This window comes from Avrilella dinanensis, assembly GCF_002807015.1.
In the GTDB taxonomy this organism is placed as follows: Bacteria; Bacteroidota; Bacteroidia; order Flavobacteriales; family Flavobacteriaceae; genus Flavobacterium; species Flavobacterium dinanensis.
On record NZ_NIPO01000001.1, the window covers coordinates 1,171,188 to 1,197,491 of the forward strand.

The following is a 26,304-nucleotide window of genomic DNA, read 5'->3' on the forward strand; positions in this document are numbered from 1 at the left end:
GGCGGGTTAAAGGAGAAATTGAAAGTTTTTCCTTTTTTTGTCGCAACAGCCTTTTATATTTCCTTTTTTCATAAATTTAGAAAATAATAAAAGGCTGTTACTTAGCTTAGTGCAAAATTGAAAGTTTTGGCTTTCTCATCCGCCACTATCGCCAATACGCGGCCCGTAGCGAGGAAATCCCTTCGGGCTTCCCTCGCTACGGCTCGGGGCTTCACACGTCAAGCACAGCCCTTCGGGACTGTCCTCGAACTTGGGTTTCACGCAAGCGAGAAACCTGCGTGAAGCCCCGAGCCGTTACCTGCAATTTTACCAACATAACTCTCATAAAGAAACTACAAATGAGAAAAAGTGAAATATTAAGTTTAGAAATTCTGATAAACCAAAATATCGAAAAAGTTTGGAAAGTTTTAACGACTAAAGAATTGTTTAATGAATGTTTTGACTTTATGAATATTGAGTTTAATCAATTGAATGTAGATGAAAAAATATTCTTTAAAATTTTAAACTCAAATATAGTCGATTATGCTATAATTAAACAATATGTAGAATTTACAAGTTTATCTTATGATTATTATAAAATGAATTCAAATGATTTTCAAAATATCAGTTTTGATTTAATTTTGGAAAACAAAGATTTAACGCGATTAAAAATGACAGCTAGAAACCTAAAAGATGAAGCTGAATTTCAACATTCTGAAATTGCTTGGAAGTCGATGTTGAATACAATGAAATCTTATATTGAAAGAAAACAAAACTGCAGGTAACAAGGGTTTGGCGCAATGGCGGGTTAAGGCAAAATTTAAAGTTTCGGCTTTCTATTCCGCAAAAAGCCAATTATATTGACTTTTTTCTTAAATTTATTCAATAAATTGGCTTTTGCTTACTGTGTCGCTAAATTGAAACTTTTCGCTTCAATTTCCGCCACTGACGCCAAGCCCCAAAACGTTATGTGTCACCCTACGAATGACCGTACATAAACAGAACAACAGAAAAAATGAGTGTATTTTCTTATCATCTTGTAAAACTATCTTTTATTTCTACACTCAGAATGATGTATTTACCAATTAAATCAAAACAAGTAAATGGATTGATTTATGCAGAAACGATGTCCGCAATGGTATTAGGTTCGTCAATCTATTCCAAATCCAGATTTTTTAACAGAGAAATTGTGGTTTTCGCTCAATGGGAAAATGAAAAGTATCTCGATGAATTTTTACAATCCAACCCAAAAGGAAAACAAATAGCAAAAGGTTGGCATATTCGATTGGAATATTTACGACAATGGGGGAAAATTTCGGGGTTTCAAATCCCCAATCACGAAACGGAATTGGAAAATGAAAATAATCCAGTAGTTGCCGTTACAATCGCTCGAATGAAATACACGCAAATTCCGAGATTTCTTCGTTGGGGAAGACCTGTTGAAAAACAAGTTCGGGACGATAACGGAACAACTTTGTCTTTGGCTTCTATTCGATACCCAAATATCATTTCAACTTTTTCGATTTGGAAAACACAAAAAGCAATGACCGATATGGTTCGTGGACACAGCAAAACTCCGCAACCCAAACGACACATCAATGCGATGAAAGAACGTGATAGAAAAGATTTCCATTTTGAGTTTACCACATTGCGTTTCAGACCACTTGCAGAATATGGAGAATGGAATGACCAAAAAAAATATATCCCAACTCAAACTGAACCAATATGAATTTAGCAGATACAATGCAAAAATTTCAGGATTGGTTTACGCAACAATGGGTTATTATTTGTGGAAGAAAAATCAATCCGTCTGAAAACACGTGGTTGTTTGGTACTTTTGGAGAAGTAAGCGGAATTGGAGAAAAATTCATTCATCAATTAGCCGAAAAGGAAGATTTAACCATAATAAGAAAATCCAATTCCAAAGGATTGTTAGATTCCATTTTGAGTTTGAATTTATCAGAAAATGAAATTAAAAAACTACCGAAAAATGTTATTGATTTTTACGAAAAAACGTCTGAATATAAACTGCAATTAAATGTAAAATGGAATCCGATATTTAAGATATTTGGTTATGTTGTGAATAGATTGTTCAGTCAGCGAATTAATCAACTCAATATTCCGACAAACAACATTCAATCCTCTGAAAATCTGACCAGCGAAATCATTGAATTAGTTGCAAAAAACACCAACGAAGTAAAATACACGATTTGGTTGCGAAAATTTCAATCAACAGGAAAAGTTATTTATTCGGGAATTTATACAACTTGTTTGCTACCCTCAGGAATTACTTGCGTAAAAGCCATTTTTCCGTTGCCAAAAGGAAATGCAACGGTTATTTTGAAACCTTCTGTCGGAGAAAAAAACGAACTGATTTTAGATTCATCGGGAAATAAATTTGGGGATGCCGGTTTTTATTTTTTACTGAACGATTCCAAAGGGAATTGTTGGAGCAAATACATCAAATCCTTTACGGACAAACTTATAGTAAGTGATGAAAATGAAAAACTAAAAGCAAGACAAACGCTCAAATTATGGCATCTTAAAGTTGCAAGATTTGAATACGAGATGAAAAAATAAATAACATAAACCAAACAAAAAATAAGGGCGAACACATAACAAGCGTTTGGCAAAAGTGGCGGTTTCGTATTTCGTATAAAACTTTTTCGTAAGTTTGAATTTCGCGCTTCGTTTGAAGTTTAGTGATAAGAATCGCCACCTTCGCCAAGCGCCGAAACGTTAGCGTTCATGCTAAAAGACAACACCGAGAATAAAAATAAAACCGTAATTTTGCGATATATAAAAGGAAATAGAATGAATTTAAAAAGCTGGGTTTTAGAGAATGTTACTGACTTCAATACAAAAATAAAGACAGAAGAAGATGTTAAAATCAATGTCATTTTGCCATACTTAAAAAGTCTTGGTTATGAATCTGACACAATGCGTTTTGAGAACAGTATTGATGTACAAATAGGAACTAAAAAAGCGAAGGTTCGTTCTGACATTGAAATTTACATTGATGGTAACATACAACTAATAATTGATGTAAAGAGTCCTAAGATATCAATAGCCGAAAAAGAGATTTTACAATCCTCAAGTTACGCCAAATTAATCTCTACTCCACCAGCCGTTTATGCGGTAACTACAAACGGTCTTGACTGTGTTTTAACCAACATATATACTGGTCAAAGAAGTGGTGAAATTCCAAGTAAAAAGCAACTAATTAGAGATGTAAACAAAACAAGAAAAAGAGAACTTTCGGAGATTGAAATAAGGGAAATTAAAAGTGTTTTATTAACTCTTTATAGTCAAGATGAATTATATAAGATTATAGATAAGTGTAAAGGTGTAATTGAGAAGAGAGCTTTAATTCGTTCAGACCAATCTTTCAAGGAAATGACTAAGATTTTGCTTGTGAAGATGAATGAAGAGAGACGTTCAAAAAACGAAGAACCGAATAGGTTTTTAAGTGAGTACATATCGAAATGGTCTAAATCAGAAAGTGTTACCGAATTAGAAATTTTTAAAAAACTTTTTCAGGATGCAAAGAATAGTTACCCTTCAATTTATAGTGAAGCTGAAGAACAATTAAAAATCACAGATAACGACAGTATAGTAGAGATAATAAAATATCTTGAACCTTGGTCATTTTTAGGTACAGGAGACGATATAAAAGGTGCTGTTTATGAAATATTCCTAAAATCAACCTTACGTGGAGACTTTGACCAATATTTTACACCAAGAGAAATCGTGGATTATATTGTCAAATTCTCAGACCCACAGATTGGAGATAAAATTTTAGACCCTGCTTGTGGCTCAGGTGGTTTCTTGATACAAGCTTTTAATCATGTCAATCAAAAAATAATAGACAGCCCCTTTTCAGAAGTTGAGACAAAGAAGAAATTCAATGAACTTATCGAAAAAGGATTATGGGGTCATGAAGCGGATGAAGATTTACACGTTTTAGCGAAGATTAACTTAATTATGCACGGTGATGGTTACAATAATATCTATCAAGGAGACACTTTACGCTCTGACAAGTTGCCTGATGATAGTTTTGATGTTATCCTAACAAATCCTCCATTCACAATTAAATACGGCTTTAGTGATGTATTATCCCGTTATGAAATGGGGTTAGGAAAAGATAGCGAAGAGCTTGATATTCTGTTTACTGAAAAGTGTATTAAAGCATTAAATTCTTCAAAAGGTGGCGAACTATATATTGTTTTACCAGAAGGTTTGTTAAATGTGCAAACCTATTTGGAATTTAGGAAGTATATTCTTGAAAATTGTTTCATTGTTACTGTTGTTAGTTTGCCTGAAGGAGCATTTATACCTTTTGGTAAATCTGTTTCAAAAACAACAATTATTGGACTGAGAAAAAAAGATAAGTCCGACCCCGAAAAAAACAAGCCATCAAAAATATTTTTGGGTAACGCAAAAGAAGTTGGATACGAAACTGGTAAAACAAGTTACAAACCAAAAGTGGCAAACGATTTAAGCGTATTTATATTAAAATCACAATCCTATTTTGAAGGTATTTTTGAAACTGAAAGTGGTGGAGAATGTGGATGGGTTGACCAAGATATTATTGCTGAAAAACGAATAGATGCTTCATATCTTTTAAACTCAATAGACAGAGAAACTCTCCATGAAAGATTTGATAATCTTGTGCCTCTAAGTGAAATATGTGACATTAAAAATGTGTCCCACACGCCTAAAGATGATAAAATGTATTACTACCTTGAAATTCCTGATATTTCACCAGATACAGGCACAATTTCAAATATAAGATACTTGAAAGGCTCTCAAATTAAATCATCAATGCATAAAATTAAAGGCGGAGATTTAATTTATTCAAGGATAAATCCAAGAAAAAATAGGGTAACAATCGTACCTGAAAACATTACAAATGGTGTCGTTTCAAAGGAAGTTTACGTACTTGAATTTAAGCCAAATGAACATATTTCAAGTAAGTATGTGCTTTGTGCAATTCTTCAATCTAAAGCGGTAAAAAGTCAATTAGTTCGATTAAGTACTGGTTCTTCTTCTTCGAGAGCAAGAGTTCCTGAAAAGGATATGATAGAATACGTTTACATTCCTGTGCCTAATGAAGATGTACAAAAAACAATACATGATAAATACAAGAAAATATTAGATGACTATTGGAATATTTCGCAAAATTATATTGACGGTTTTGTTGAGATACACAGAAGTTTAATGTCTGACTTTGAAAAGAATGACATCAATAAAATATAAAGCACGAAACGCTAACAGCGTGTATGTGGCAATAGCGGGTAAAGTGGTAAATCGAAGTTCTGTGCTTCTAAGAAACTTTGTGCTAAACGGACAGGTAAGTGCTTCTAATCCGCTACTGCACATACACGCAAAACGTTAGCAGAAATTGTATAAAAACTCAGTAACCAAATTGAAATGTTCTTTAATATGTCAAATTCCGAAATTAAAAAACTTTGGGAAAGGCTTGTAAATCTTGAAAACAACCATTCAAAGCTTTCAAATTTTTCAACTCAATTAAATTCATCAATAACAAATCTAAAACAAAGTGTAGATTTAGTTTCGAAAACTACTCCAGAATATGAAAAAGAAGCTCAACAAGCTTCAAGAAAAACTTCAGAGTATAGAAATAAAGCCAATGACACTTTAGATGAAGCAAAAAGTATCTTAGATCAGATTAAAGTTTCGCAAAACGAAATTACTGAACTAAAAACTGCAATAATGTCTTTAAATGACGAGTCGAAAAATGAATTCACAGAATTTAGGGAACAAAAAGAAGAAGTTGATAATTTATTAAATGAACTTCAAGAAAAAATTGAATTAATACAATCATCCATAAAATTATATGAGGAAACTGTAAATAATCATCCTGATTTAGAAGATGAAATAAGTGAGCTAGAAACTAATATTTCTACTATTAAAGACAATGAAAGTAAATCTGCACAACTCGTTAAATCTATTACAAATAGAAAAGTTGAACTTGAAACTCTTTACAATGAAATTTTAGGATATGGAACTAAGGATGAAGAAACTGATGAAGAAATTTTTGTTGAAGGACTTAAGCAGGAACTAGAAGAATCATTAGATAATCTCACAGAAAGAACACAAAAATTTGCTAATGATTTTCAAAAATTAGAAACGACAACAAATGATAATGTAAACAATTTGTTACAAGTTAATAGTGATAAAATATTTAATCAAATACAAGAATGGGAAGAAAAATTTAACGCATTAAATAAGAAAATAGAAAGTTTACTTCCAAATGCTTTAACTGCGGGATTATCTCATGCATTTTCGAGTAAGAAAAAAGATGAAGACATTTCCTATGAAAAACATAAGAAACAATTTTCTTATGGAATAATTGGAATGGTTGTAGTTTCACTAATTCCTTTCATTATAAGTTTAGTTACATTATTAGCAAATACTGACATTGATACTGTGATAAATCGAATGCCAAAACTTGTAGTCGCAATTTTACCACTATATGTTCCTGTATTATGGTTATCAATTTCTTCAAGCAAAAAAATGAATCTATCTAAGAGGTTGATTGAAGAATATACTCATAAAGAGGTTTTAAGTAAGACTTTTGAAGGTCTTTCAAGACAAATTCAAGATTTAGGTGACGATGAAATATCGAATGACTTAAAGAACAAATTACTTCAAGACTTCTTACAGATGTATTCCGAAAATCCTGGTAAATTAATCTCTGACTATAATTCATCTGACCATCCAATAATGGAACTTTTGGAAAATTCAAATAAGCTTGAAAAGACAATTAGCAAATTAGAGAAAGTTCCAGGAATGCAGAAAGTTGCAACTTTATTAGAAAAAAAATCTGAAAAGAAGTTAGAGCAAGCTACAGAATTAGTTGAAAAAAGCATAGATAGAGTTTTATTATCAAGCAATAAAGACAATTTAGAAGAAGATGATGAAGAAACCGTATAATACAACTTCTGCTAACATAGTATTGGCAAAATGCGGGTTTAAATTCTAAGTTGAACTACTCTACTTTTTTAGCCGCCAATATTTTCCAATTCCACATTTTTAATTAACTTAGTTCCATTGAAAAAATATTGGCTACGATTGGTCTGAACTTGAACTTTCGTTCAAATTAAGCCCGCACTTCGCCAATACTTTTTCCGTAGCGAGGAAATCCCTTCGGGCTTCCCTCGCTACGGCTCGGGGCTTCACACGTCAAGCACAGCCCTTCGGGACTGTCCTCGAACTTGGGTTTCACGCAAGCGAGAAACCTGCGTGAAGCCCCGAGCCGTTAGCGGTCAGGCAACTGACGAACAAAACCACAGGAAAACATTGAGAGAATACAATTTTGAACAAGCAAATAAAAATAGGATTTTCAAAAATTGGCGGTATCTATGTAGGTGAACTTGAAAACTCAAAACTGCACAAACATAGGGCCATAACTATTGCTTTGTCTTTTAATGATAAATTTGAGTTTGAAGGTGAAAACCAAAAAATCACAACATCAGGACTGATTTCCCAACCCAATACGAACAGAAAATACAACTATAACCCAAACACACTAATAGCTTTTGTACATATAGAACCTTTTTTTTCTTTAGGGTCAACCCTTTTAAATAAAGACAAGGAGTTTGAGGAGTTAGTAACCGAACAAACCAAAGAAATAGCGGAAATATTAATGCAATGGTGCAATACAAATGATAATTCCGAAAAACTTACAGAAACAGTAATAGAAAACATTATCAAACAAATTGCAACAGAGACACCTCAACGATTCATAGATGAGCGAATAAAAAAATCCATTGATTTAATTTGGAATTCAGAACAAATAGATTTGAGTGAACTGGCTTCAATCAACAATATATCCATTTATCGTTTTTCTCATCTGTTCAAACAGGAAACAGGAATAAGTTTCAAAGAATACGTATTACACAAAAAGCTGATTAAATCATTACAGGCAATAGTAACCGATAAGGAAACCCTGACAACATCAGCCTATATGGGCGGATTTTCTGACCAGCCTCATTTCAACAGAACTTATCTTAACGCTTTTGGTGTGCCGCCGGGCAAATCCATAAAATAGCAACTCCGTTCAATTTTGCTATAACCCAATTTTGGAAATTTGCAGGAAAAAGAAGAAATGAAAACATTATTGCCCTATTTTACCATACAAGGAAGAACAGAAGAAGCCTTGGCATTCTACAAAGACTGCTTCAAAGGAGAGGTGCTGTTTCTGCAACGATTTTCTGAAACCCCTTTCAAGGTTTCCGAAGACTTTAAAAACAAGATTGCCCACGCAGAATTTAAAGCTGAAAACATACATTTTTTTGCATCAGACGGTTTTGATTCCGAAACTTACACTAACGGCAATATTGTAGGGTTAAGCGTTAGCTTTGACAATCCTGAAGAGCACCTCGAAATTGCTGAAAAGCTAAAAATTGGAGGGGAAGAAGTTTTTGACCCGAATGAAATAGACACAGGAGATAAAATGCGTATTATAAATGACACCTATGGCATTCAGTGGCATTTGTATGTAAATAGTTAGCAGGCAAAACGATACAAACGAAATGTTGGAAGTAAGTTTAGCACACTCCTTGCTACAAGAAGAAAAATAAATAAAAAATATGGCAGGCGGATTTAGCATAATCGGAATTTCTACAAGAACAACAAACCAAATCCCTACACAAGAATAATAACAGCATCAAAAAATGAAATATAACACTTCATCTTTACAATTTGAACAAGCTATACAAAATGACTCAAAATTGTTAACCGAAACAGCTTTTAAGTCCAAGAAGATTTGGAATTACACAGATGAACAAATGAGTTTGTGGACAAACGAACTGACAATAACAGCCTCTTATATCGAAGAAAACAAAGTTTTTAAAATATTCGACAATCAAAATTACGTAGGCTTTTTCTCTCTTGTGCTTAAGGGTGAGTTTATTGAACTAGACCATTTTTGGTTTCTATCAGGAAACACAGGTAAAGAATATGGCAGAAAGTCTTTTGAGTTTATCAAAAGAATGGCTAAAAACAACAATTACAACACGTTGCGAGTTTATTCAGAACCCAATGCTGACGGATTTTATTCCAAAATGGGTGGAAAAATAATCCAAAGTAAGGAGAGTAAAATAAAAGGTAGGCTTTTAAACGTTTATGAATTTAAAATCTGAACAAAACAACTGCCCGAACCGACCATTTACAAAAATCGAAATTTATAGACAAAAAATAAGGCAAATGGACAAAAGAGTAAAATTTGATTTTGAAATTTATTTTACAAACGGAGGAAGTATTAAAGGCGAAGATTTTCGACTTGATATTTTGGGCGACAATATTTCTGATAAAGAACTTGCTGACTATATTGTAGAAGACTTAAGGCTTCTTATGGTAGGACAAACCAAAATTCTTAACAAAGAAATTTTGACTGAACCTCATAAAAGAAAACCAATCAACGAGAAAATAGAAAATGACTTATTGATTGATTTAAGCCATACAATAGAAAACGGACTTGTAACTTATAAAGGATTGCCTGCACCTATTATTTGCGACTATTTGAGCCGGGAAAACTCAAAACAATTTTATGAAGAAGGTACTGAATTTCAAATCGGGAAAATTGACATGGTTACAAATACTGGAACTTACATTGACTGTCCGTTTCATAGATTTGAAAACGGGAAAGACCTTTCAGAAGTTGGATTGGAATGTTTTACAGACCTCGATGCAATTGTGATTAACGTTCCGTTTTCGGAAACATTGGAAATAACAGAAAAACATTTAAAAAATCACGAAATTAGAAACAGAGCTGTATTAATTCATACAGGTTGGGACAGCAATTGGAACACAGAAAAGTATTATGAAAATCATCCTTATTTGACGGAAGGAGCAGCCAAATATTTAAGAGGTTGTAGTGTTAAATTGGTTGGTATTGACTCTCATAATATTGACAGTACATTCGGCAAAACAAGACCTGTTCATACGATACTTTTAGGAGCGGAAATCTTGATAGTTGAACATCTTTGTAACCTTTATTTATTACCCAAAGACGGTTTTACTTTTAGTGCAATTCCGCCAAAATTTAAAGGCGTTGGGACATTTCCAGTAAGAGCAATGGCTAAACTGACAAAAACAATATAGAAAAACAACGAACCGCTAACAAGCGGTTTCGCGTCAGGCGGGCTGAAGTGCAAAACTCATCTTTTTGTTATAAATTTGGCATCAGTTCAAGGCTCAACATTCGTGCTTCTATTCCCGCCCGAACGCAAAGCCGCCGGACGTAGCGAGGAAATCCCTTCGGGCTTCCCTCGCTACGGCTCGGGGCTTCACACGTCAAGCACAGCCCTTCGGGACTGTCCTCGAACTTGGGTTTCACGCAAGCGAGAAACCTGCGTGAAGCCCCGAGCCGTTATATGCCATTTTAAAGCAAGCCGTATGAATAAATATAAAGACCAAGATTTAAAATCTTTTTTCAACAATCTAGGGGCTGATTTAATCGAAGAAAAAAATAGACAACAAGATGAAGAAAACAAACGAATTCATCAAGAGTTTATTTCAAATCTGAAAATTGGTAAATGTTTTCTCTGTGGTGGGGATATGGATTCTTTTGAAGAATCTAAAACTTGTTTTCATTGGTTTACTTATCCAAAAGGAATTAGAAAAAAACATTTTGAATCATATTTAAAGAAACCTATCGGTTTTTTTAAACTTGATAGTTATTTTCGTTGGTTAGCAAATAGTGAAGTTTTTTTAACGAACATCAACGATTTAAAAAACGAAACTTCTTCAACTTCTTTCTTAGAATCCACATTTAAATATAAAAATATTGAATGGGCTTTTTCTGTTGGTAATACAGATTTGGAAGGTCATCAAAATGCGAAAATTGGTGCAGAACCGCATTATCATATTCAAATGATAGTAGATGACAGAATATTTTTAAAATTCAATGATTTTCATATTCCTTTTAGTGATGAAGATTTATTTATGATAGAACTTCAAAAACAAATGGAAGGTCAAATATTAATAAACCAAGGTTCTATGAATGCTGGTGTTGGGATACTTGAAAATGAAGAATTGTTTGAAGAAATAGAAAAATTAATGGTTAGAGCTGACGATGTAAACACAGCACCTTTTAATAGACAATCTATGATTATTGCTCCTGAAGGACAAACAATAGATGGAGAAATTATACAAAAAGCAATTGAAGAAAGTTCAAGAACCAAAGAACCCGTTTCAAAAATAATTCAAAGACTTATTAAAGACGTAAAAGTCATTACTCAAATAATACCAGGAGAAGCAGTTCCAGATATGACAAAAAGAAGCGGCAAAAAATAAAAAAAACGGCATATAACAAGGGTTTGGTGCAATGGCGGGTTAAGGCAAAATTTGAAGTTTTGGCTTTCTATTCCGCAAAAAGCCAATTATATTGACTTTTTTCTTAAATTTATTCAATAAATTGGCTTTTGCTTACCGTGTCGCTAAATTGAAACTTTTCGCTTCAATTTCCGCCACTGACGCCAAGCCCCGAAACGTTGTGCATAATGCGAAAAAAACGCAGTGAATGAACTGAAAACTATAAGAGAATATTACAAACCGATTCAACCAGCAGTTTCGGGAAACGATTATGGGATAATCTATCAAGAAATCCAGCCAAATAAAGAAATTGAGAATTTTGTGTACTGCTTTTGGCAACTTAAAACACAAAAAACTCTAAACCAAGATTACGATTATCGAGTGGTATCTGATGGTTGTATCGACATATTTTTTAATCATAAACAGCCAACTGAAAATTTTGTGATGGGATTTTGCCGAAAGTATACTCAGTTCCAGATTGGAAAAGAATTTGATTATATCGGTGTTCGGTTTTTGCCTTCTGCCTTTCCTCTTTTGTTCAATGTCAATGCCAAAACTTTGAGTAATCAATCCCAAGAATTAAACAAAATCCTACCCAACTTTTCCAATTGGATTAAATCAGTAATTAAGCCTTCGGATTCTTTTGAAACCATTACAAAAATCCTAAACGAAAAGATAATCGGATTTTCAAGAAAATCAGCTATTAACTATGACCACCGTTTTTTAGATTCACTAAACCTGATTTTTCAGAAAAACGGATATTTAGATATTGAAAAAGACTTGAATACAGGTTTAAGTCCTCGGCAACTTCGTAGAATTTTTAACTTCCATATTGGCACTACCGCCAAATCATTTAGTAATGTTGTACGGTTTCAGCACATTTTGAATGCAAAACCCTCAAAACAAAGTCTTAAAGAAAATAAACTCTACTTTGATGTTGGATTTTTTGACCAAGCCCATTTTATTAAAAACTTTAAAACATATTATGGAGTAACACCTTCTGAAGCCTTCCGTTAAGTTTGTCCGTTTTTTACAATGCTTCGATTTCTTGTCAACCTAAATTTGTAGCAACAAAATCATTGACAATGAAAGCATTATTATTAACCGCATTTGTTTTACTCTTTGGAATTTCAAATGCACAAACAACGAATAAAATGAAACTTAACGCAGGAATAATTACCGAAAAACTACAGGAAACAAAGAAATTCTACACAGAAGTATTGGACTTCGGAGTAAGTTTTGAAAACGAGTTTTATCTCTTACTTCACACACCAAACAATTCTGCTGAAATCAGCTTTTTGCAACCGAACCACCCAAGCCAAAAACCTATTTTTCAATCAGCGTTTAGTGGAAAAGGTGTTTACTTAACAATTGAAGTCGAAAATGTGGATGAAGTTTACAAAGAGCTTAAAGACAAAGGAGTTCAAATAGAAATAGAAATTCGAGACGAATCTTGGGGAGACAGACATTTTGCAATCAAAGACCCAAACGGAATTGGAATTGACATTGTAACCTACACAAAACCCGTAGAATAATGAAAGCGAAAAACATTGGTATAACCATTGCTAAAAAGCTCAATGAAACTGGGGTTTTCACATTAGCTGACTTGGCAGAAATGACACCAAAAATTGCTTATCAAAAAATATGTGATAAATATCCTGAGAAGACTATTCCAAAATGTTATTATCTCTATTCTCTGCAAGGAGCTTTATTGGATTTGGATTGGCGAGAACTACGAAATGAAATAAAATAGGAACTGATTGAACAATAGAGCACTATGCACAACATTGTGTATAAGCAATAGCGGTTTAAGTGCAAACTTGAACCGTTTTTGTGCTTAATTAGGTATCTTGCTTTCTGAAAATTTAGTGAGTACAAATCCGCTACTGCTCATACACGAGACCGTAGCGAGGAAATCCCTTCGGGCTTCTCTCGCTACGGCTCGGGGCTTCCCACGTCAAGCACAGCCCTTCGGGACTGTCCTCGAACTTGGGTTTCACGCAAGCGAGAAACCTGCGTGAAGCCCCGAGCCGTTAGCTGTAATGCTCGAAAACGACGCTCCAAAAATATTTCTTCTAAGATGACTGTATAATTATTTTTTTTGACTATTTTTGTAATGATTATTACAAAAATAACATGAAAGGAAGACCAAGCATTTATTACGACAAAGAGTTAATACTCAATATTCAAAAAATATTTTGGGAAAAGGGATTTTCAGGTACTTCATTGAGCGACTTGAGTAATGCAACTGGTGCAGGTGCAGGAAGCCTTTACAATAAATTTAAAGGTGGGAAAAAGGAATTATTCCTAAAAGCACTTGAGCAAAGAAGAGAAGACTTCAATCTGTTCAAACAAAAAATAGAAGCCAGTACGGAACCCATAGATTTAATAAAACGGTTCTTTTTGGGAATATCAAAGTCAGATAAACAAACACATTTAAGGGGTTGTATTGTAGCAAATACACTTGTGGAAATGACATTTATAGATGAAGATTTGGAAAATGAGGCAATAAAAATATTGAAAGAAACAGAACTACTTTTTGCCCAAACTATTGAAAAAGAACAAAGAAAAGGCAACCTAAAAACAAAAGTAAAAGCTCAAATATTAGCAAGATACCTTATCACTTTTTGGTGCGGCATAAACTCTTTGCGTAGAATATATCCTAATCAACAAATATTAAAAGAACAGATAGAATTACAATTAACAATTATAAATTAAAAAAGATGGATTTAAAATTAGAAAACAAAAAAGCATTTATTAGTGGTTCTACTCAAGGCATTGGTTATGCTATTGCTCAACAACTATTATCTGAAGGTGTTGATGTAACCATTAATGGAAGAAATGCAGAAAAAACAGAACTAGTAAGAATAGAACTGCAACAAAAATTTCCAAACGGAAAAGTATCTGCAATGGTAACAGATTTTTCTAAAACGGAAGAAGTTCAAAAGCTATTATCGGAAATAGAAGATTTTGATATTTTAGTAAATAACCTTGGTATATTTGAGATAAAAGATTTTCAACAAATTACGGATAACGATTGGTACAATATTTTTGAAATCAATGTAATGAGTGGTGTTAGGTTAGCGAGAAAACTACTACCCAATATGCTGGACAAAAAATGGGGCAGAATTATTTTTATCAGCAGTGAATCTGGTGTAAACATTCCTGAAAATATGATACATTACGGAATGACAAAAGCAGCTATGTCCGCCATAAGCAATGGTTTATCAAAGCTGACAAAAGGAACAGAAGTAACTGTAAATACAATTTTAGGTGGGCCAACCTATTCAGATGGTGTTGCCAATGTAGTAGATGCTATTGCACAAACACAGAATCTAAATGTTGAAGATGTGAAAAATGGTATCATTCAACAAACCAATCCGCATATTCTTTTGCAAAGGTTTATAAAATCAGAAGAAATTGCTAATTTAGTAACCTATGTAGCAAGCCCATTATCTTTGGCGACTAACGGAGCAAGCTTGAGAGCCGATAGTGGCGTTCTGAAAATATAATAAGCACTACAGCTAACAAGGGTTTTGCGTCAGGCGGGCTGAAGTGCAAAATTCAAGTTTTGTACTTCTATTGAAATTTGTATATTAGTTGAACGTTTCGGCTTCGAAATCCCGCCCGAACGCAAAGCCCCGAGCCGTTGTGTGCAATTTTGCGAAAAACCGATAAAATAGAATGTTCCAAAATAAAACAATAATTACAATTCAACATCCTGAATCTATTCATCATACAAACGGAATGATTGGTTCTTGGACTGATTGGGAATTGAGTAAAAAAGGAATTCAACAAGCTAAAAATATTGCCTTTAATCTCAATAAAGAAATAGAAAATAAGAAGTTTTCTATCTATTCATCAACACTCAAAAGGACAAAACAAACTGCTGAAATTATTGCAGAACAACTTAATCTAAATCCAATTTTTACAGAGTCACTAAAAGAAAGAAGTTTAGGAAAAGCAATAGGAAAATCGGTTAAATGGCTGAAAGAGAACATTGAAAATGAAGAGCTGACAATTTATGACAAATGTTTCAGTGATGCTGAATCTAGATTTGATGTTTGGCAAAGACTTCTGCCTTTCTACAAAGAAATAATAAATAATGATGAAGAAAATATTATTATTGTTTCTCACGGAGACACATTAAGTGTATTTAATATTATGTGGCTTGAATTAGACGTGAAAAATCTCAACAAAATTGACTTATATGGAATTAGTGGAGGTGTTTCTTTTTTAAGTCAAACAACACACGGAAAAAGAATTATAAAAAGATTGAGCGATACTTCTTTTTTAACATACTAACAAAAAAACTAAGAACTAAACAATAGAAAAATAATGACAATAATTAGAAAAATGGAAGATAAAGATGTTCTATTTTTAGCTGACATTTGGCTAAACACATCTATAATAGCTCACGATTTTATACCAAAAGATTATTGGATAAATAACAAGTCTTTAATGATTAAAAAATATCTTCCAAATTCAGAAGTTTATGTAGCAGAGGAAACTAATAATATTTTAGGATTTATTGCATTAAGTGAAAATTATATTGCATCAATTTTTGTAGATATAGAACAACAAGGAAAAGGAATTGGAACTTTACTTTTGAATTATGCTAAGAATTTGCGAACGGAATTAAAATTAAACGTTTACCAAAAAAATGAGAAAAGTGTAAGCTTTTATAAATCCAAAGACTTCATAATCTTATCGGAATCAATAGACCAACCAACTTTAGAGAAGGAATATGTTATGCAATGGAATAATTCTAAAAAATAAAACTGCACACAACATCGCATTGGCAAAATGGCGGGGTAACGGCTAAGTTGAAAGTTTCTGCATATTTATCCGCCGAATGTGTTCCACATTCAGCTTTTTTTAATAATTTAGCTTCTGTGGAAACACATCGGCTACGTTACTGCTAAATTGAACTTTCCGTCCAATTTATCCGCCACTTCGCCAAGCTGCAAAACGTTAGTGGCAATTAGCTGGAAACCGAGAATAGTTGATAATCATGAATATTAAAAAGAACCGAAAATTCAAATATCTAGTAAGATGAGAATCGCAGTAGCCCAAATAGAATCGATAAAAGGAAATATTGAGGAGAATTTAAAAACTCATTTGATTTGGATAAATAAAGCAATTCAGAACAAAGCTGATTTGGTGATTTTTCCTGAGTTGTCTGTAACTGGATACGAACCTGAGATAGCTGAGAGTCTTGCAACCAATCAAAATGATGCAAGATTAGATGTAATACAGAATTTAAGTGATAATAATGGAATCACGATTGGAGTTGGATTGCCGACAAAAACCGAGCATGATACATTTGTAAGCATGATTATTTTTCAGCCTAAAAAGGAGCGAATCACATATTCAAAACAATATTTATATCCGCCAGAAGAGCCAATTTTTAAAGCTGGCAAAAATCCACTTGTTTTAAATTTTGAAACAGAAGTTGTCTCCCCTGCGATTTGTTATGAGACGACTAATAAAGCACATTGCGAGTTTGCAAAACGAAATAATGCAACGATTTATATTGCAAGCGTACTAAGTTCTATTAACGGAATTGATTCCGAATTAAAATTACTGTCTGATATAGCTAAAAATAATAGTTTGATAACATTTATGTCAAATTATGTCGGAAAATCTGGCGGGTATGATTGTGCAGGAAAATCATCGATTTGGAATGAAAAAGGAGAATTGATAGGACAACTTGGGGATAAAGAAGAAGGATTAATTATATTCGACACAGAATCCAAGGAAATAATAACTGCCACTAACAATGTATATAGCAAATAGGCGGGATAGTAGTAAATTCAACGGTTACAGCCCGCTTCAACTTCATCTCGGTTTGATAGGTTTGAAGCCCGCAATCGCCTACTTGCCATATACTAAACGTAGCGAGGAAATCCCTTCGGGCTTCCCTCGCTACGGCTCGGGGCTTCACACGTCAAGCACAGCCCTTCGGGACTGTCCTCGAACTTGGGTTTCACGCAAGCGAGAAACCTGCGTGAAGCCCCGAGCCGTTACCTGCAAGGCTAAATGATCTGACAAACCAACAGACTGACGAGACTAACAAACAGACGAAAAACCAAACCAACCAACAAAAAATCATTTCTTGCCAAATGGCAAGACTTGTTGCTTTTTAATTCTTGTCCTTTGCAACAGAAATTAAAAACGAAAAAAATGAACAAGACAATTTTTATTACAGGTGCTTCGTCAGGATTAGGAAAAGCAACTGCTAAATTATTTGCCTCAAAAGGTTGGACAGTTATTGGAACAATGCGTAATTTCGAAAACGAAAAAAAGCTATCAGAATTAGCCAATGTGCATTTTTTGCAATTAGACATCTGCAATACAGAACAAATCACGGATGTTATCTCAAAAGCTGAACAAATAAGTCCGATTGATGTGTTGTTTAATAATGCAGGGTACGGACTTGGAGGCGATTTAGAAGCCACCTCTATCTCACAAATTGAACGACAAATAAATACCAATTTATTAGGAACAATTCTTGTTACCAAAGCATTACTTCCTTATTTCAAGGAAAGAAAAAATGGTGTGATTATCTCAACAAGCTCTATCGCTGCTTACGTTCCCGAACCATTTATTGCGGTTTACGGAGCGACAAAAGCAGCTTTGGAAATGTGGACGGCAGGCATGAGTTTTGAATTAGAAAAAGTAGGTGTTTCGATTAAAACAATTGTGCCGAGCTCTATGCGAACATCTTTTTTAGGTAATGCTGAAATGGCTTTTAAGCCAGACTATCAGGCAGATTTTAATAATTATATAGGCAAGTTAATGTCCGATACAAGTTCTGTTTCTGATACTCCTGACGACATTGCAAAGATCGTTTACAAAGCAACAACAGACGGCAAAAAACAATTGCATTATTTTGCAGGAAATGACGCTACACAGAAATACGAACGTCTAAAAAAAGAAGGTTTGGAAACCATCATAAATGATACGCAAAAACTATTCTTTGAACAATAATATATGGAAGAACTTGTAAGCTATTTATTGCAATTCGGACAACTCAATCAACAGCAAATTGATTTGGTAAAAGCCAAAGCGGAAGAAAAATGCCTGCTAAAAGGTGAGTATTTTTCCGAAGCGGGAAAAGTTGCAAAACACATTGCTTTTGTGCAGGAAGGTGTTTTGATGATTTGCTATTACAACAACAAAGGCGAAGAGATTGTTCATCATTTCGTAGATGAAAATCATTTTGTGGTGGATTTAGAAAGTTTCAACCATAAAATTTTGTCTATGATTTACATACGCGCCGTTACAGATTGTCAATTGATTTCATTTTCGCACGAAAGTTTTAAAGAGCTCTCCGCAACAATTATTGATTGGGATAAAATTATCAATAAAATTACTATAAAAACCTTGTTGGATAAAGTGAATTTAATACAACCAAAGTTGAATACTGATGCCAAAACCAGATATTTAGATTTTTTGCAAAACTTTCCGAATTTAGCAAATAGAGTTCCACTTGTTTATATCGCCTCATATTTAGGAATTACAGCTACTTCATTGAGCAGGATTAGAAAAAATATACGATAGTTATAGCAAGATAAGACACCAATTATAGAAAAAGCCCAGCAGGTAACAATGGCTATGTGCCAGGCGGGGAACCGTCTTCGATTGACAGATTACGGAGAGTTGAACGGTTTCGTTTCCAAAAGGACATTTTCTGGTAAAAGCCCCGCCCGGCGCATAGCCGCGAAACGTCACACGTCAAGCACAGCCCTTCGGGACTGTCCTCGAACTTGGGTTTCACGCAAGCGAGAAACCTGCGTGAAGCCCCGAGCCGTTGGCAATAATTTAAAACAAAACAAAAATGAAAAAAATTTTATTCTTAACATTAACGATTTTAATATCAAATTTATCAATCGGACAAGAAATTCCTCAACTGAAATTAACACCAAACGGAGTTGAACCAATCGTTGTGGAAGTTGATAGTTTGAGTGCATCCGAAATTTATCAAAAAGCTCAAAATTGGGTTCAGGAAACTTATAAAAACCCTGACAAGGTTTTAAAAGCAAATATTACTAATGAAAAAATTAGAATCGATGGATTTGCGACAAATGCTTGGTGGTATAAATCTTTAGGTATTACGAATTCCTACAATATGGAATACACAATAGAAATATCATTCAAAGATGGACGTTATAGATTTGAATACATCATTGGACAGTTTTTTATTGATGGTGGTCAAAAAGTACTTTACGACTATCGAACTTTTTTTAAGAAAAACGGGGAAATTAGAAAATCATATATTGACGCTGTTCCGAGTTTAGAACTAACAATGAATGAACTTTCTCAATCATTTTATAATTACGTAAGCGGAAAAACAACTAAAAAAGATAATGACTGGTAAAAAACTATTGCCAACAATGGCTATAAGTAATTGCTTGTCCTCGCCTACTTCTGAAAATCCTTACGGATTTTCAGTTTGGTGCGTACTTGCAAAGATAAGTACTAAAACACGCAACTACTCATAGCCGAGACCGTTGCTACCAAACCACCGCAGACAAGCGACCACAGAACGATTTGACAATTACTCAACCCCTTGAACAATTTTTTTCCTGTGCAGATAACCCCATTTTTCCATTGCCAATAAAACCTCGTTCAGCGTTTGGCTGTAATCAGTTAATTCATACTGAACCGTAACAGGTTTTGTATTACAAACTTCACGACTAACCAATCCGTTCATTTCCAATTCCTGCAATTCTTTGGACAAAATGCGTGGCGAAATCCCCGCTTCCCTTGACAACTCATTAAAACCCTTTTTTCCGCTTCGCAAAACCGAAATCAAAACCAACTTCCATTTACCTCCTACTATATCAAGTGTGTCACGTATCGCCAATTTAGCTTTTGCACAACTTTCAACCGTATGCTTTTTCATATAATATCCTTTTTGTAAGTACTATCCTTTTTGTAACAGATAACAAAGATATTGTATTTATTCTGAAATTTGCATCAGAATATTTAAATAATTAAAAAATGAACATTTTAAGATTAGTTACAAGTTTCAAAGGAAATGAATCGCAGAGTTACCAACTGGGTAATAAAATTGTTGAAAAACTTAAAAATCAGCTTCCGATTACAAATATTGTTACCCGGAATCTTGCCAAAAATGAGATGCCTCATCTGAATGAGATGCATTTCACATCTTTCATGACGCCTACAGATAAGCTTTCTGACGAGCTGAAAGATGCCGTATCCTATTCTGACCAGGCTCTCGAGGAGCTTATCAGTTCAGATATCATAGTGATCGATGTTCCTATGTACAATTTTACCATCCCTTCCTCTTTAAAAGCATGGATTGACCATGTGGTACGTACAGGCATTACTTTCCGCTACACTGAAAATGGCGTTGAGGGATTAGTTAAAAACAAAACTGTATATCTGGCCATATCCAGCGGAGGCGTTTATTCTGATGGACCTATGAAGGATTTTGACTTTACAGAGAAGTACCTCAAAAATATTCTGGGCTTTATAGGGCTTACAGATATACATACTTTCAGGGTAGAAGGGGTGGCCATCCCCGGTATAAAGGAGACAGCCATGAGTAGAGCTGTCCAATCAATAGAAAGCCAGTTAATCATTAAATAAAACAATAATTATGTCACAAAAAGCAATCAAAATTACAGGATGGACTATGACCATCGTTTTAGCACTTGTGTTTACAATGAGTGCTTTTACGAAACTCACACAAAACGAAATGGCTATAGCACAGGCTTCTTCGTTCGGGATTGATGCCACTACTTATCAATTCATTGGGATTATTGAAATCATCTCACTGATACTCTTCATTATTCCAAGAACAGGAATATTAGGAACATTGTTGTTAGTAGCCTATTTAGGCGGAGCTATCGTAACACATCTGCAACACCAAGAACCGATAGCAATGGCGGTTGCCATTCAAATCCTGCTTTGGGTTACGGCATTTATCCGTTTCCCGGAATTGAAACAAAGACTTTTTCAAACCACAAAATCATAATCGATATGGAACGCAGAAATATTTCACACATAACCCAAAACCATTGGCATAATGGCTTTTTGGGAACAGGGCACCGGGCAATGGCAGTATTGGACGGTGTGCCTTACCAAGACAGCGACCCATTCATTTTATTTATGGACGATAGTCTGAATCTTCCGGGTGGCGAACCCGTAGGCGGGCCGCATCCACACGCAGGATTTGAAACGTTGACCTTAGTTTTGGAAGGCAATGAAAAAGATTGGAAAACGGGAAGTTTTGAACTGATGACCGCAGGAAAAGGTATTATTCATACCGAAGAAATCACATCAGAACAGAAACTTCGTATCCTGCAAGTGTGGTTGGTACTACCGCCCGAAAAGCGTTATGCACAGCCTTTCTTACAAAGAATACTATTGGAAGAAGTGCCAAAAATCAAAACCGATGAACACGAAATTCGTGTGTATAGCGGAAGCAGTAACGGATTGACTTCGCCATTAAAAAACCATACGCCATTTACCTTGGTGGACTTTAGGTTAGACAACCGTGCTGTGGTAACACAAGAAATTCCATCACACTACAACGGTTTGGTGTATGTACTGAAAGGCAGTGTGAAAGCAGGCGATAAAATTATCAAAGCTGAACAAGCAGGTCGGCTTGACAAGACAGTTGAAAACGGCAACAACGAAATTCAATTTGAAGCATTGGAGAATGATACGCATTTTGTGTTGTATGCAGGACAACCGCATAATGTTCCTGTGGTGCATCACGGACCTTTTGTAGCAGACACAATGGAAGACGTTGCACAGATGTACAAAGATTTTCGGCAGAATAAATTTCCACATTTGAACGATTTGCCAGACGAACAAAAAATCACTTATTCTTCACAAATTAGTTTGCAAGAAGTTAACAGGTAATAAATTAAAAGTCAAAAAGCACTTGCACATAACAGGGGTTTTGCAAAAGAGCGGGCAAACTGCTAAGTTGAACATTTGTGCATTTAATCCGCAAAAACCATTTTTTTTATTTGCTCTTTTTTGTAATTTAGCAAATAGAAAAAATGGTTTTGTTCAAGTTAGTTCTAAATTGAAAGATTAGTCTTTTTAATCTGCTCTTTCACAAAACCTCAAAACAAATGAACGACAACGATGTAAAACGACTTTCACGGCTGACCGCAATCTTGATACAGTTGCAAACGAAACGGCTTTTGACCGCTAGGCAACTTGCTGACAAATTTTCGGTTAGTATCAGGACAATTTACAGGGACATCAGAGCATTGGAACAGGCAGGCGTTCCAATTATCACGGAAGACGGCAAAGGTTACACACTTATGGAAGGTTATAGAGTGCCACCCGTAATGTTTACCGAAGCACAAGCCAACGCTTTAATTACAGCCGAACAATTAGTTCTTAAAAACAAAGATGCTTCATTTATAAAAGATTATTCAGAAGCTATTGAAAAAGTCAAAGCGGTTTTGAGATACAGTCAAAAAGAAAAGGTCAATTTACTATCTGAAAGGACAAGATTCAACCAAAATCTCAACCGAGAAAGAAACAGTAATAATTTGTCGGATTTGCAGTTTGCTTTGACCAATTTTCGCCTTACAAAAATTGAATATACCAACGAACAAAACAAAACGACAACCCGACATATTGAACCATTTGCATTATTAAGCACGGAAAATTGGTTGTTGGTTGCATATTGTCGTTTAAGAAAAGAATTTCGTTTTTTCCGTTTGGACAGAATTAAAAAATTGGAAGTGCTTCCCGATAAATTTGAACCACACCGAATGACTTTGCAAGAGTATTTTGACAAATATTACTAATTTTTTTAGACCCCTGACATAAGGCTGTCATAACCCCATATTACTTTTGTTGCCAGAAATAGCAAAGTGCTGTTTCATTTAACAAATTCAAAAGTAAATAAAATGGAAAAAAGAACAATTGACCCCTGGGTTTGGGGCGAAAACACAAACTCTGCACAAGCAGTAGAAGTAACAAACGTAACAGGAACACTTTACTGTTCGGGACAAGTAGCTCTTGACGCTAATGGTGTGCCAAGCAATGCGGATATGCGGTCGCAATTACAGCAAACAATTCAGAACCTTGAAACGCTTATCAACGAAGCAGGTTATGAAACAAAAAACATTGTAAGACTGAATGTTTACACAACATCAGTGCAAGAGTTTTTTACAACTTGTATGGACGTTTATGTGCCGTTTATTCAAAAACACGGACTTAAACAAGCTACAACGTTGCTTGAAGTCAAAGGACTTTTTGCAACTTTGACTGTAGAATTAGAAGCAACGGTAGTAAAGTAACAATGAACGAAACAGAAATATTTTATCCGACAAACCAAACAGCGTGGCGACAATGGTTAGAAAAAAACCATTTGTCAAAGCAATCTGTTTGGCTTGTTTTTTATGTTAAATCATCAGATAAACCATCTATCACTTGGAGCGAAGCTGTTGATATTGCCCTTTGCTTCGGTTGGATAGACAGCAAAAAAATAAAAATTGACGAAGAAACAAGTCATCAGTTTTTCAGTAAACGAAAACCAAACAGCACTTGGTCAAAAATCAACAAAGAAAAAGTGCGACAACTCATTGACAACGGTCTGATGACACAAGCAGGTTTGGATAGTACTGAAATTGCCAAAAAGAATGGTTCGTGGACAATTTTAGACGAAGTGGAAGAGTTGATCATCCCGAGTGACTTAGAAAAAGCGTTCAGAAAACACAAAGGCTCAAAGGACTATTTTCTAAGTTTGAGCAAGACAGTTAGAAAAATGATGTTGACATCGCTCGTTCTTGCCAAGCGACCCGAAACACGACAAAAACGCATTAACGAAATAGCTACCTTTGCAGGACAAAACAGGAAACCAAAACAGTTTTAACGACAGAACAAAAACGGCTACTAACAAGCAGTTTTTCAAAATAGCGGGGTTAAAATCGAAACTTTCGGTTTCATAAATTGCAAAAATGCTAACTTACTAATACTTAGATTGCCCTATTTTAGATTTAAAAACTTATCATTTTTTATCAACAGCTAACTAATAACTTGTAAAAAAAAACTTTCGTTCTGTCTTTTAAATACCCTACATTTGTGGGTATGGAAAGTAAGCCGCTTTTTGTTTCGAGAAACAATCAAAACCCCGACACCATTGCCTTGCAAAGAGGCAAACTCCCCCCCCAAGCTATTGATTTGGAGGAGGCTGTGCTGGGTGCTATGATGATTGACAAAAAAGGTGTCGATGATACGATTGATATTCTCACGCCTGAAGCTTTTTACAAAGAGGCACACCAACACATATTTGAAGCCATCAAAAAATTGTTTGATGCTAATGCACCCGTGGATTTGCTTGCTGTTTCCACCCAATTGAGAAAGGACGGAAAGCTTGATTTGGTTGGCGGAGATTATTATCTTGTTGAGCTCACACAAAAAGTTTCTTCCTCTGCCCACGTAGAATTCCACGCACGGATTATTCTTCAGAAACACATTCAACGCAGTTTGATTCGAATTTCAGCCGAAATTATCGAAGATTCCTATGACGAAACCACCGATGTGTTTGAATTGCTGGACAAAGCAGAATCCAGATTATATGATGTTACACAAGGAAACTTAAAAAGAAATTCCGAAACGGCTCAGGATTTAGTAGCTCAGGCTAAAAAACGAATCGAAGAAATCGGAAAAAGAGAAGGTTTGTCCGGACTGGCAACCGGCTTTCACAAGCTGGACGTACTCACATCGGGCTGGCAGCCTTCCGACCTTATCATTATTGCGGCACGTCCGGGTATGGGTAAAACCGCTTTTGTATTGTCCATGGCACGTAATATTGCTATTGACGGCGGTCAGGGTGTCGCGGTGTTCTCACTGGAAATGTCTGCTGTACAACTCATTACAAGATTAATTTCTGCAGAAACCGGCTTAGGTTCTGAAAAACTGAGAACCGGAAGATTGGAACAACACGAGTGGGAACAACTCAACGTAAAAGTAAAAGACTTAGAAAAAGCACCTTTATATATAGACGACACCGCCTCGCTGTCTATTTTCGATTTGCGGGCAAAAGCGAGAAGACTGAAATCTCAGCACGACATTAAACTAATTATCGTGGATTATTTGCAGTTGATGACTGCCGGTAATTCTAACAGCAAAGGCGGCGGAAACCGAGAGCAGGAAATTTCAACTATTTCCAGAAACTTAAAGGCTTTGGCTAAAGAGTTGGATATCCCGGTAATTGCTTTATCGCAGTTGTCGCGGGCGGTTGAAACGCGTGGTCCTTCCAAAAGACCTTTGCTGTCGGATTTGAGGGAATCGGGTGCGATTGAGCAGGACGCCGATATCGTGTCGTTCATCTATCGACCGGAATACTACAAAATTGAAGAATGGGACGACGAAGAACAGAGTCCAACGGCAGGGCAAGCAGAATTTATCATTGCCAAGCACCGAAACGGTGGTTTGGATAACATCAGGCTGAAATTTATTGGTAAATACGGTAAGTTTGATAATCTGGAAGAAAGCAATTTTTCATACGACGAACTTCCTTCACGAATGAATGTAGATGAGCAGAACTTTACGCAAAATCTACCCTCGGGTAAAGATGTTTTTGGTAGTGATGATGATGATTTACCTTTTTAACCTGAATTCGATTATTATCTAAGAAATTACACAACTACAAGGTTTTAAAAACCTTGTAGCAATTGACAATCAGTACTTTATTAATCGAACTCAGGTTCATAATAAAACACAAACCTCTGATTATGATTTGTTTGTATTGTTGTGTACTAAATTTATTTTAAAGTTTTCAGGAAAAAGCTGTATCGGTTGAATACTAAGCTTTTATAGAGATTATCAAAGAAGTCAGGTAACGATTTGGTAACGGTGCTTATTGCTTTGCTTTTCAACGTGTTTCCGTTAGCTCAAAGCAAATATACATATTTTTTTATGTAAAGCAGAGTAAGATTATAATGTTCAGAATGCAACTTTTACATATATACA

General features: G+C 35.0%; 29 protein-coding genes. 28 read left to right on the top strand and 1 reads right to left on the bottom strand.

The genetic code is table 11. From position 1 onward, the window contains the following. Positions 1 to 338: 338 nt before the first annotated feature. The 21 genes from CDL10_RS05465 to CDL10_RS05565 all read left to right on the top strand — a co-directional run bounded on the left by CDL10_RS05465 (position 339) and on the right by CDL10_RS05565 (position 19,705). A complete protein-coding gene (locus CDL10_RS05465; RefSeq protein ID WP_100677602.1) occupies positions 339 to 764 on the top strand; it encodes an SRPBCC domain-containing protein in 426 nt (141 codons plus the stop codon). 230 nt (positions 765 to 994) lie between these two features. Further along, a complete protein-coding gene (locus tag CDL10_RS05470) occupies positions 995 to 1,708 on the top strand; it encodes a hypothetical protein (RefSeq protein ID WP_073221724.1) in 714 nt (237 codons plus the stop codon). After that, positions 1,705 to 2,559 (top strand): hypothetical protein, encoded by an 855-nt coding sequence (locus CDL10_RS05475; RefSeq protein ID WP_100677603.1) that lies wholly within the window; start codon positions 1,705 to 1,707, stop codon positions 2,557 to 2,559. The genes CDL10_RS05470 and CDL10_RS05475 overlap by 4 nt, the downstream gene beginning before the upstream one ends. 168 nt (positions 2,560 to 2,727) lie before the next feature. Further along, positions 2,728 to 5,238, top strand: coding sequence for an N-6 DNA methylase (locus CDL10_RS05480; protein ID WP_207760140.1), 2,511 nt, complete (start codon positions 2,728 to 2,730; stop codon positions 5,236 to 5,238). A 186-nt stretch (positions 5,239 to 5,424) separates the two neighbouring features. Beyond that, a complete protein-coding gene (locus CDL10_RS05485) occupies positions 5,425 to 6,939 on the top strand; it encodes a coiled-coil domain-containing protein (RefSeq protein WP_100677604.1) in 1,515 nt (504 codons plus the stop codon). 382 nt (positions 6,940 to 7,321) lie between these two features. After that, positions 7,322 to 8,056: a helix-turn-helix domain-containing protein gene (locus CDL10_RS05490; RefSeq protein ID WP_100677605.1), complete on the top strand. Its 735-nt coding sequence runs from the start codon at positions 7,322 to 7,324 to the stop codon at positions 8,054 to 8,056. Between the two features lie 57 nt (positions 8,057 to 8,113). Next, complete coding sequence (locus tag CDL10_RS05495) at positions 8,114 to 8,518, top strand: VOC family protein (RefSeq protein ID WP_133119458.1); 405 nt, start codon at positions 8,114 to 8,116, stop codon at positions 8,516 to 8,518. Between the two features lie 163 nt (positions 8,519 to 8,681). Next, complete coding sequence (locus tag CDL10_RS05500; RefSeq protein WP_100677607.1) at positions 8,682 to 9,149, top strand: GNAT family N-acetyltransferase; 468 nt, start codon at positions 8,682 to 8,684, stop codon at positions 9,147 to 9,149. Positions 9,150 to 9,213: 64 nt separating this feature from the next. Beyond that, a complete protein-coding gene (locus tag CDL10_RS05505; RefSeq protein ID WP_100678655.1) occupies positions 9,214 to 10,110 on the top strand; it encodes a cyclase family protein in 897 nt (298 codons plus the stop codon). A gap of 294 nt (positions 10,111 to 10,404) precedes the next feature. Further along, positions 10,405 to 11,304 (top strand): hypothetical protein, encoded by a 900-nt coding sequence (locus tag CDL10_RS05510; protein WP_100677608.1) that lies wholly within the window; start codon positions 10,405 to 10,407, stop codon positions 11,302 to 11,304. Between the two features lie 222 nt (positions 11,305 to 11,526). Next, positions 11,527 to 12,339, top strand: coding sequence for an AraC family transcriptional regulator (locus CDL10_RS05515; RefSeq protein ID WP_207760141.1), 813 nt, complete (start codon positions 11,527 to 11,529; stop codon positions 12,337 to 12,339). A gap of 137 nt (positions 12,340 to 12,476) precedes the next feature. After that, on the top strand, positions 12,477 to 12,857 hold the full coding sequence (locus tag CDL10_RS05520) for a VOC family protein (protein ID WP_100678657.1): 381 nt from the start codon (positions 12,477 to 12,479) through the stop codon (positions 12,855 to 12,857). Beyond that, positions 12,857 to 13,075, top strand: a complete 219-nt coding sequence (locus tag CDL10_RS05525) for a TfoX/Sxy family DNA transformation protein (protein WP_100677609.1) — start codon at positions 12,857 to 12,859, stop codon at positions 13,073 to 13,075. Before CDL10_RS05520 ends, CDL10_RS05525 begins: the two co-directional genes overlap by 1 nt. Positions 13,076 to 13,458: 383 nt before the next feature. Further along, entirely contained in the window at positions 13,459 to 14,040 is a 582-nt protein-coding gene (locus CDL10_RS05530; RefSeq protein WP_100677610.1) for a TetR/AcrR family transcriptional regulator, read from the top strand. A gap of 5 nt (positions 14,041 to 14,045) precedes the next feature. After that, positions 14,046 to 14,834, top strand: a complete 789-nt coding sequence (locus CDL10_RS05535) for an SDR family NAD(P)-dependent oxidoreductase (RefSeq protein ID WP_100677611.1) — start codon at positions 14,046 to 14,048, stop codon at positions 14,832 to 14,834. Between the two features lie 172 nt (positions 14,835 to 15,006). Continuing rightward, positions 15,007 to 15,627, top strand: coding sequence for a histidine phosphatase family protein (locus CDL10_RS05540; RefSeq protein ID WP_100677612.1), 621 nt, complete (start codon positions 15,007 to 15,009; stop codon positions 15,625 to 15,627). A 51-nt stretch (positions 15,628 to 15,678) separates the two neighbouring features. Further along, a complete protein-coding gene (locus CDL10_RS05545) occupies positions 15,679 to 16,101 on the top strand; it encodes a GNAT family N-acetyltransferase (protein WP_207760142.1) in 423 nt (140 codons plus the stop codon). Positions 16,102 to 16,377: 276 nt separating this feature from the next. Further along, a complete protein-coding gene (locus tag CDL10_RS05550) occupies positions 16,378 to 17,121 on the top strand; it encodes a carbon-nitrogen hydrolase family protein (RefSeq protein WP_100677613.1) in 744 nt (247 codons plus the stop codon). Positions 17,122 to 17,508: 387 nt separating this feature from the next. After that, entirely contained in the window at positions 17,509 to 18,315 is an 807-nt protein-coding gene (locus CDL10_RS05555; RefSeq protein ID WP_100677614.1) for an SDR family oxidoreductase, read from the top strand. Positions 18,316 to 18,318: 3 nt separating this feature from the next. Beyond that, positions 18,319 to 18,888: a Crp/Fnr family transcriptional regulator gene (locus CDL10_RS05560; RefSeq protein ID WP_100677615.1), complete on the top strand. Its 570-nt coding sequence runs from the start codon at positions 18,319 to 18,321 to the stop codon at positions 18,886 to 18,888. 277 nt (positions 18,889 to 19,165) lie between these two features. Beyond that, entirely contained in the window at positions 19,166 to 19,705 is a 540-nt protein-coding gene (locus tag CDL10_RS05565; protein WP_100677616.1) for a DUF4468 domain-containing protein, read from the top strand. Positions 19,706 to 19,885: 180 nt separating this feature from the next. Here CDL10_RS05565 and CDL10_RS05570 read toward each other — a convergent pair whose 3' ends face one another. Further along, positions 19,886 to 20,233: a winged helix-turn-helix transcriptional regulator gene (locus tag CDL10_RS05570; RefSeq protein ID WP_100677617.1), complete on the bottom strand. Its 348-nt coding sequence runs from the start codon at positions 20,231 to 20,233 to the stop codon at positions 19,886 to 19,888. Between the two features lie 98 nt (positions 20,234 to 20,331). Here CDL10_RS05570 and CDL10_RS05575 point away from each other — a divergent pair, with 98 nt between their 5' ends. The 7 genes from CDL10_RS05575 to dnaB all read left to right on the top strand — a co-directional run bounded on the left by CDL10_RS05575 (position 20,332) and on the right by dnaB (position 25,944). Then, positions 20,332 to 20,943 (top strand): FMN-dependent NADH-azoreductase, encoded by a 612-nt coding sequence (locus tag CDL10_RS05575; RefSeq protein WP_100677618.1) that lies wholly within the window; start codon positions 20,332 to 20,334, stop codon positions 20,941 to 20,943. A gap of 10 nt (positions 20,944 to 20,953) precedes the next feature. Next, on the top strand, positions 20,954 to 21,331 hold the full coding sequence (locus CDL10_RS05580) for a DoxX family protein (protein ID WP_100677619.1): 378 nt from the start codon (positions 20,954 to 20,956) through the stop codon (positions 21,329 to 21,331). Between the two features lie 5 nt (positions 21,332 to 21,336). Then, positions 21,337 to 22,224, top strand: a complete 888-nt coding sequence (locus tag CDL10_RS05585; protein ID WP_100677620.1) for a pirin family protein — start codon at positions 21,337 to 21,339, stop codon at positions 22,222 to 22,224. Positions 22,225 to 22,442: 218 nt separating this feature from the next. Further along, entirely contained in the window at positions 22,443 to 23,132 is a 690-nt protein-coding gene (locus CDL10_RS05590) for a helix-turn-helix transcriptional regulator (RefSeq protein WP_100677621.1), read from the top strand. 102 nt (positions 23,133 to 23,234) lie between these two features. Then, complete coding sequence (locus CDL10_RS05595) at positions 23,235 to 23,627, top strand: RidA family protein (protein WP_100678658.1); 393 nt, start codon at positions 23,235 to 23,237, stop codon at positions 23,625 to 23,627. Positions 23,628 to 23,629: 2 nt separating this feature from the next. Then, entirely contained in the window at positions 23,630 to 24,202 is a 573-nt protein-coding gene (locus tag CDL10_RS05600; protein WP_100677622.1) for a YdeI/OmpD-associated family protein, read from the top strand. 215 nt (positions 24,203 to 24,417) lie between these two features. Continuing rightward, entirely contained in the window at positions 24,418 to 25,944 is a 1,527-nt protein-coding gene (dnaB, locus tag CDL10_RS05605) for a replicative DNA helicase (RefSeq protein ID WP_100677623.1), read from the top strand. The last annotated feature ends 360 nt before the right edge of the window (positions 25,945 to 26,304 follow it).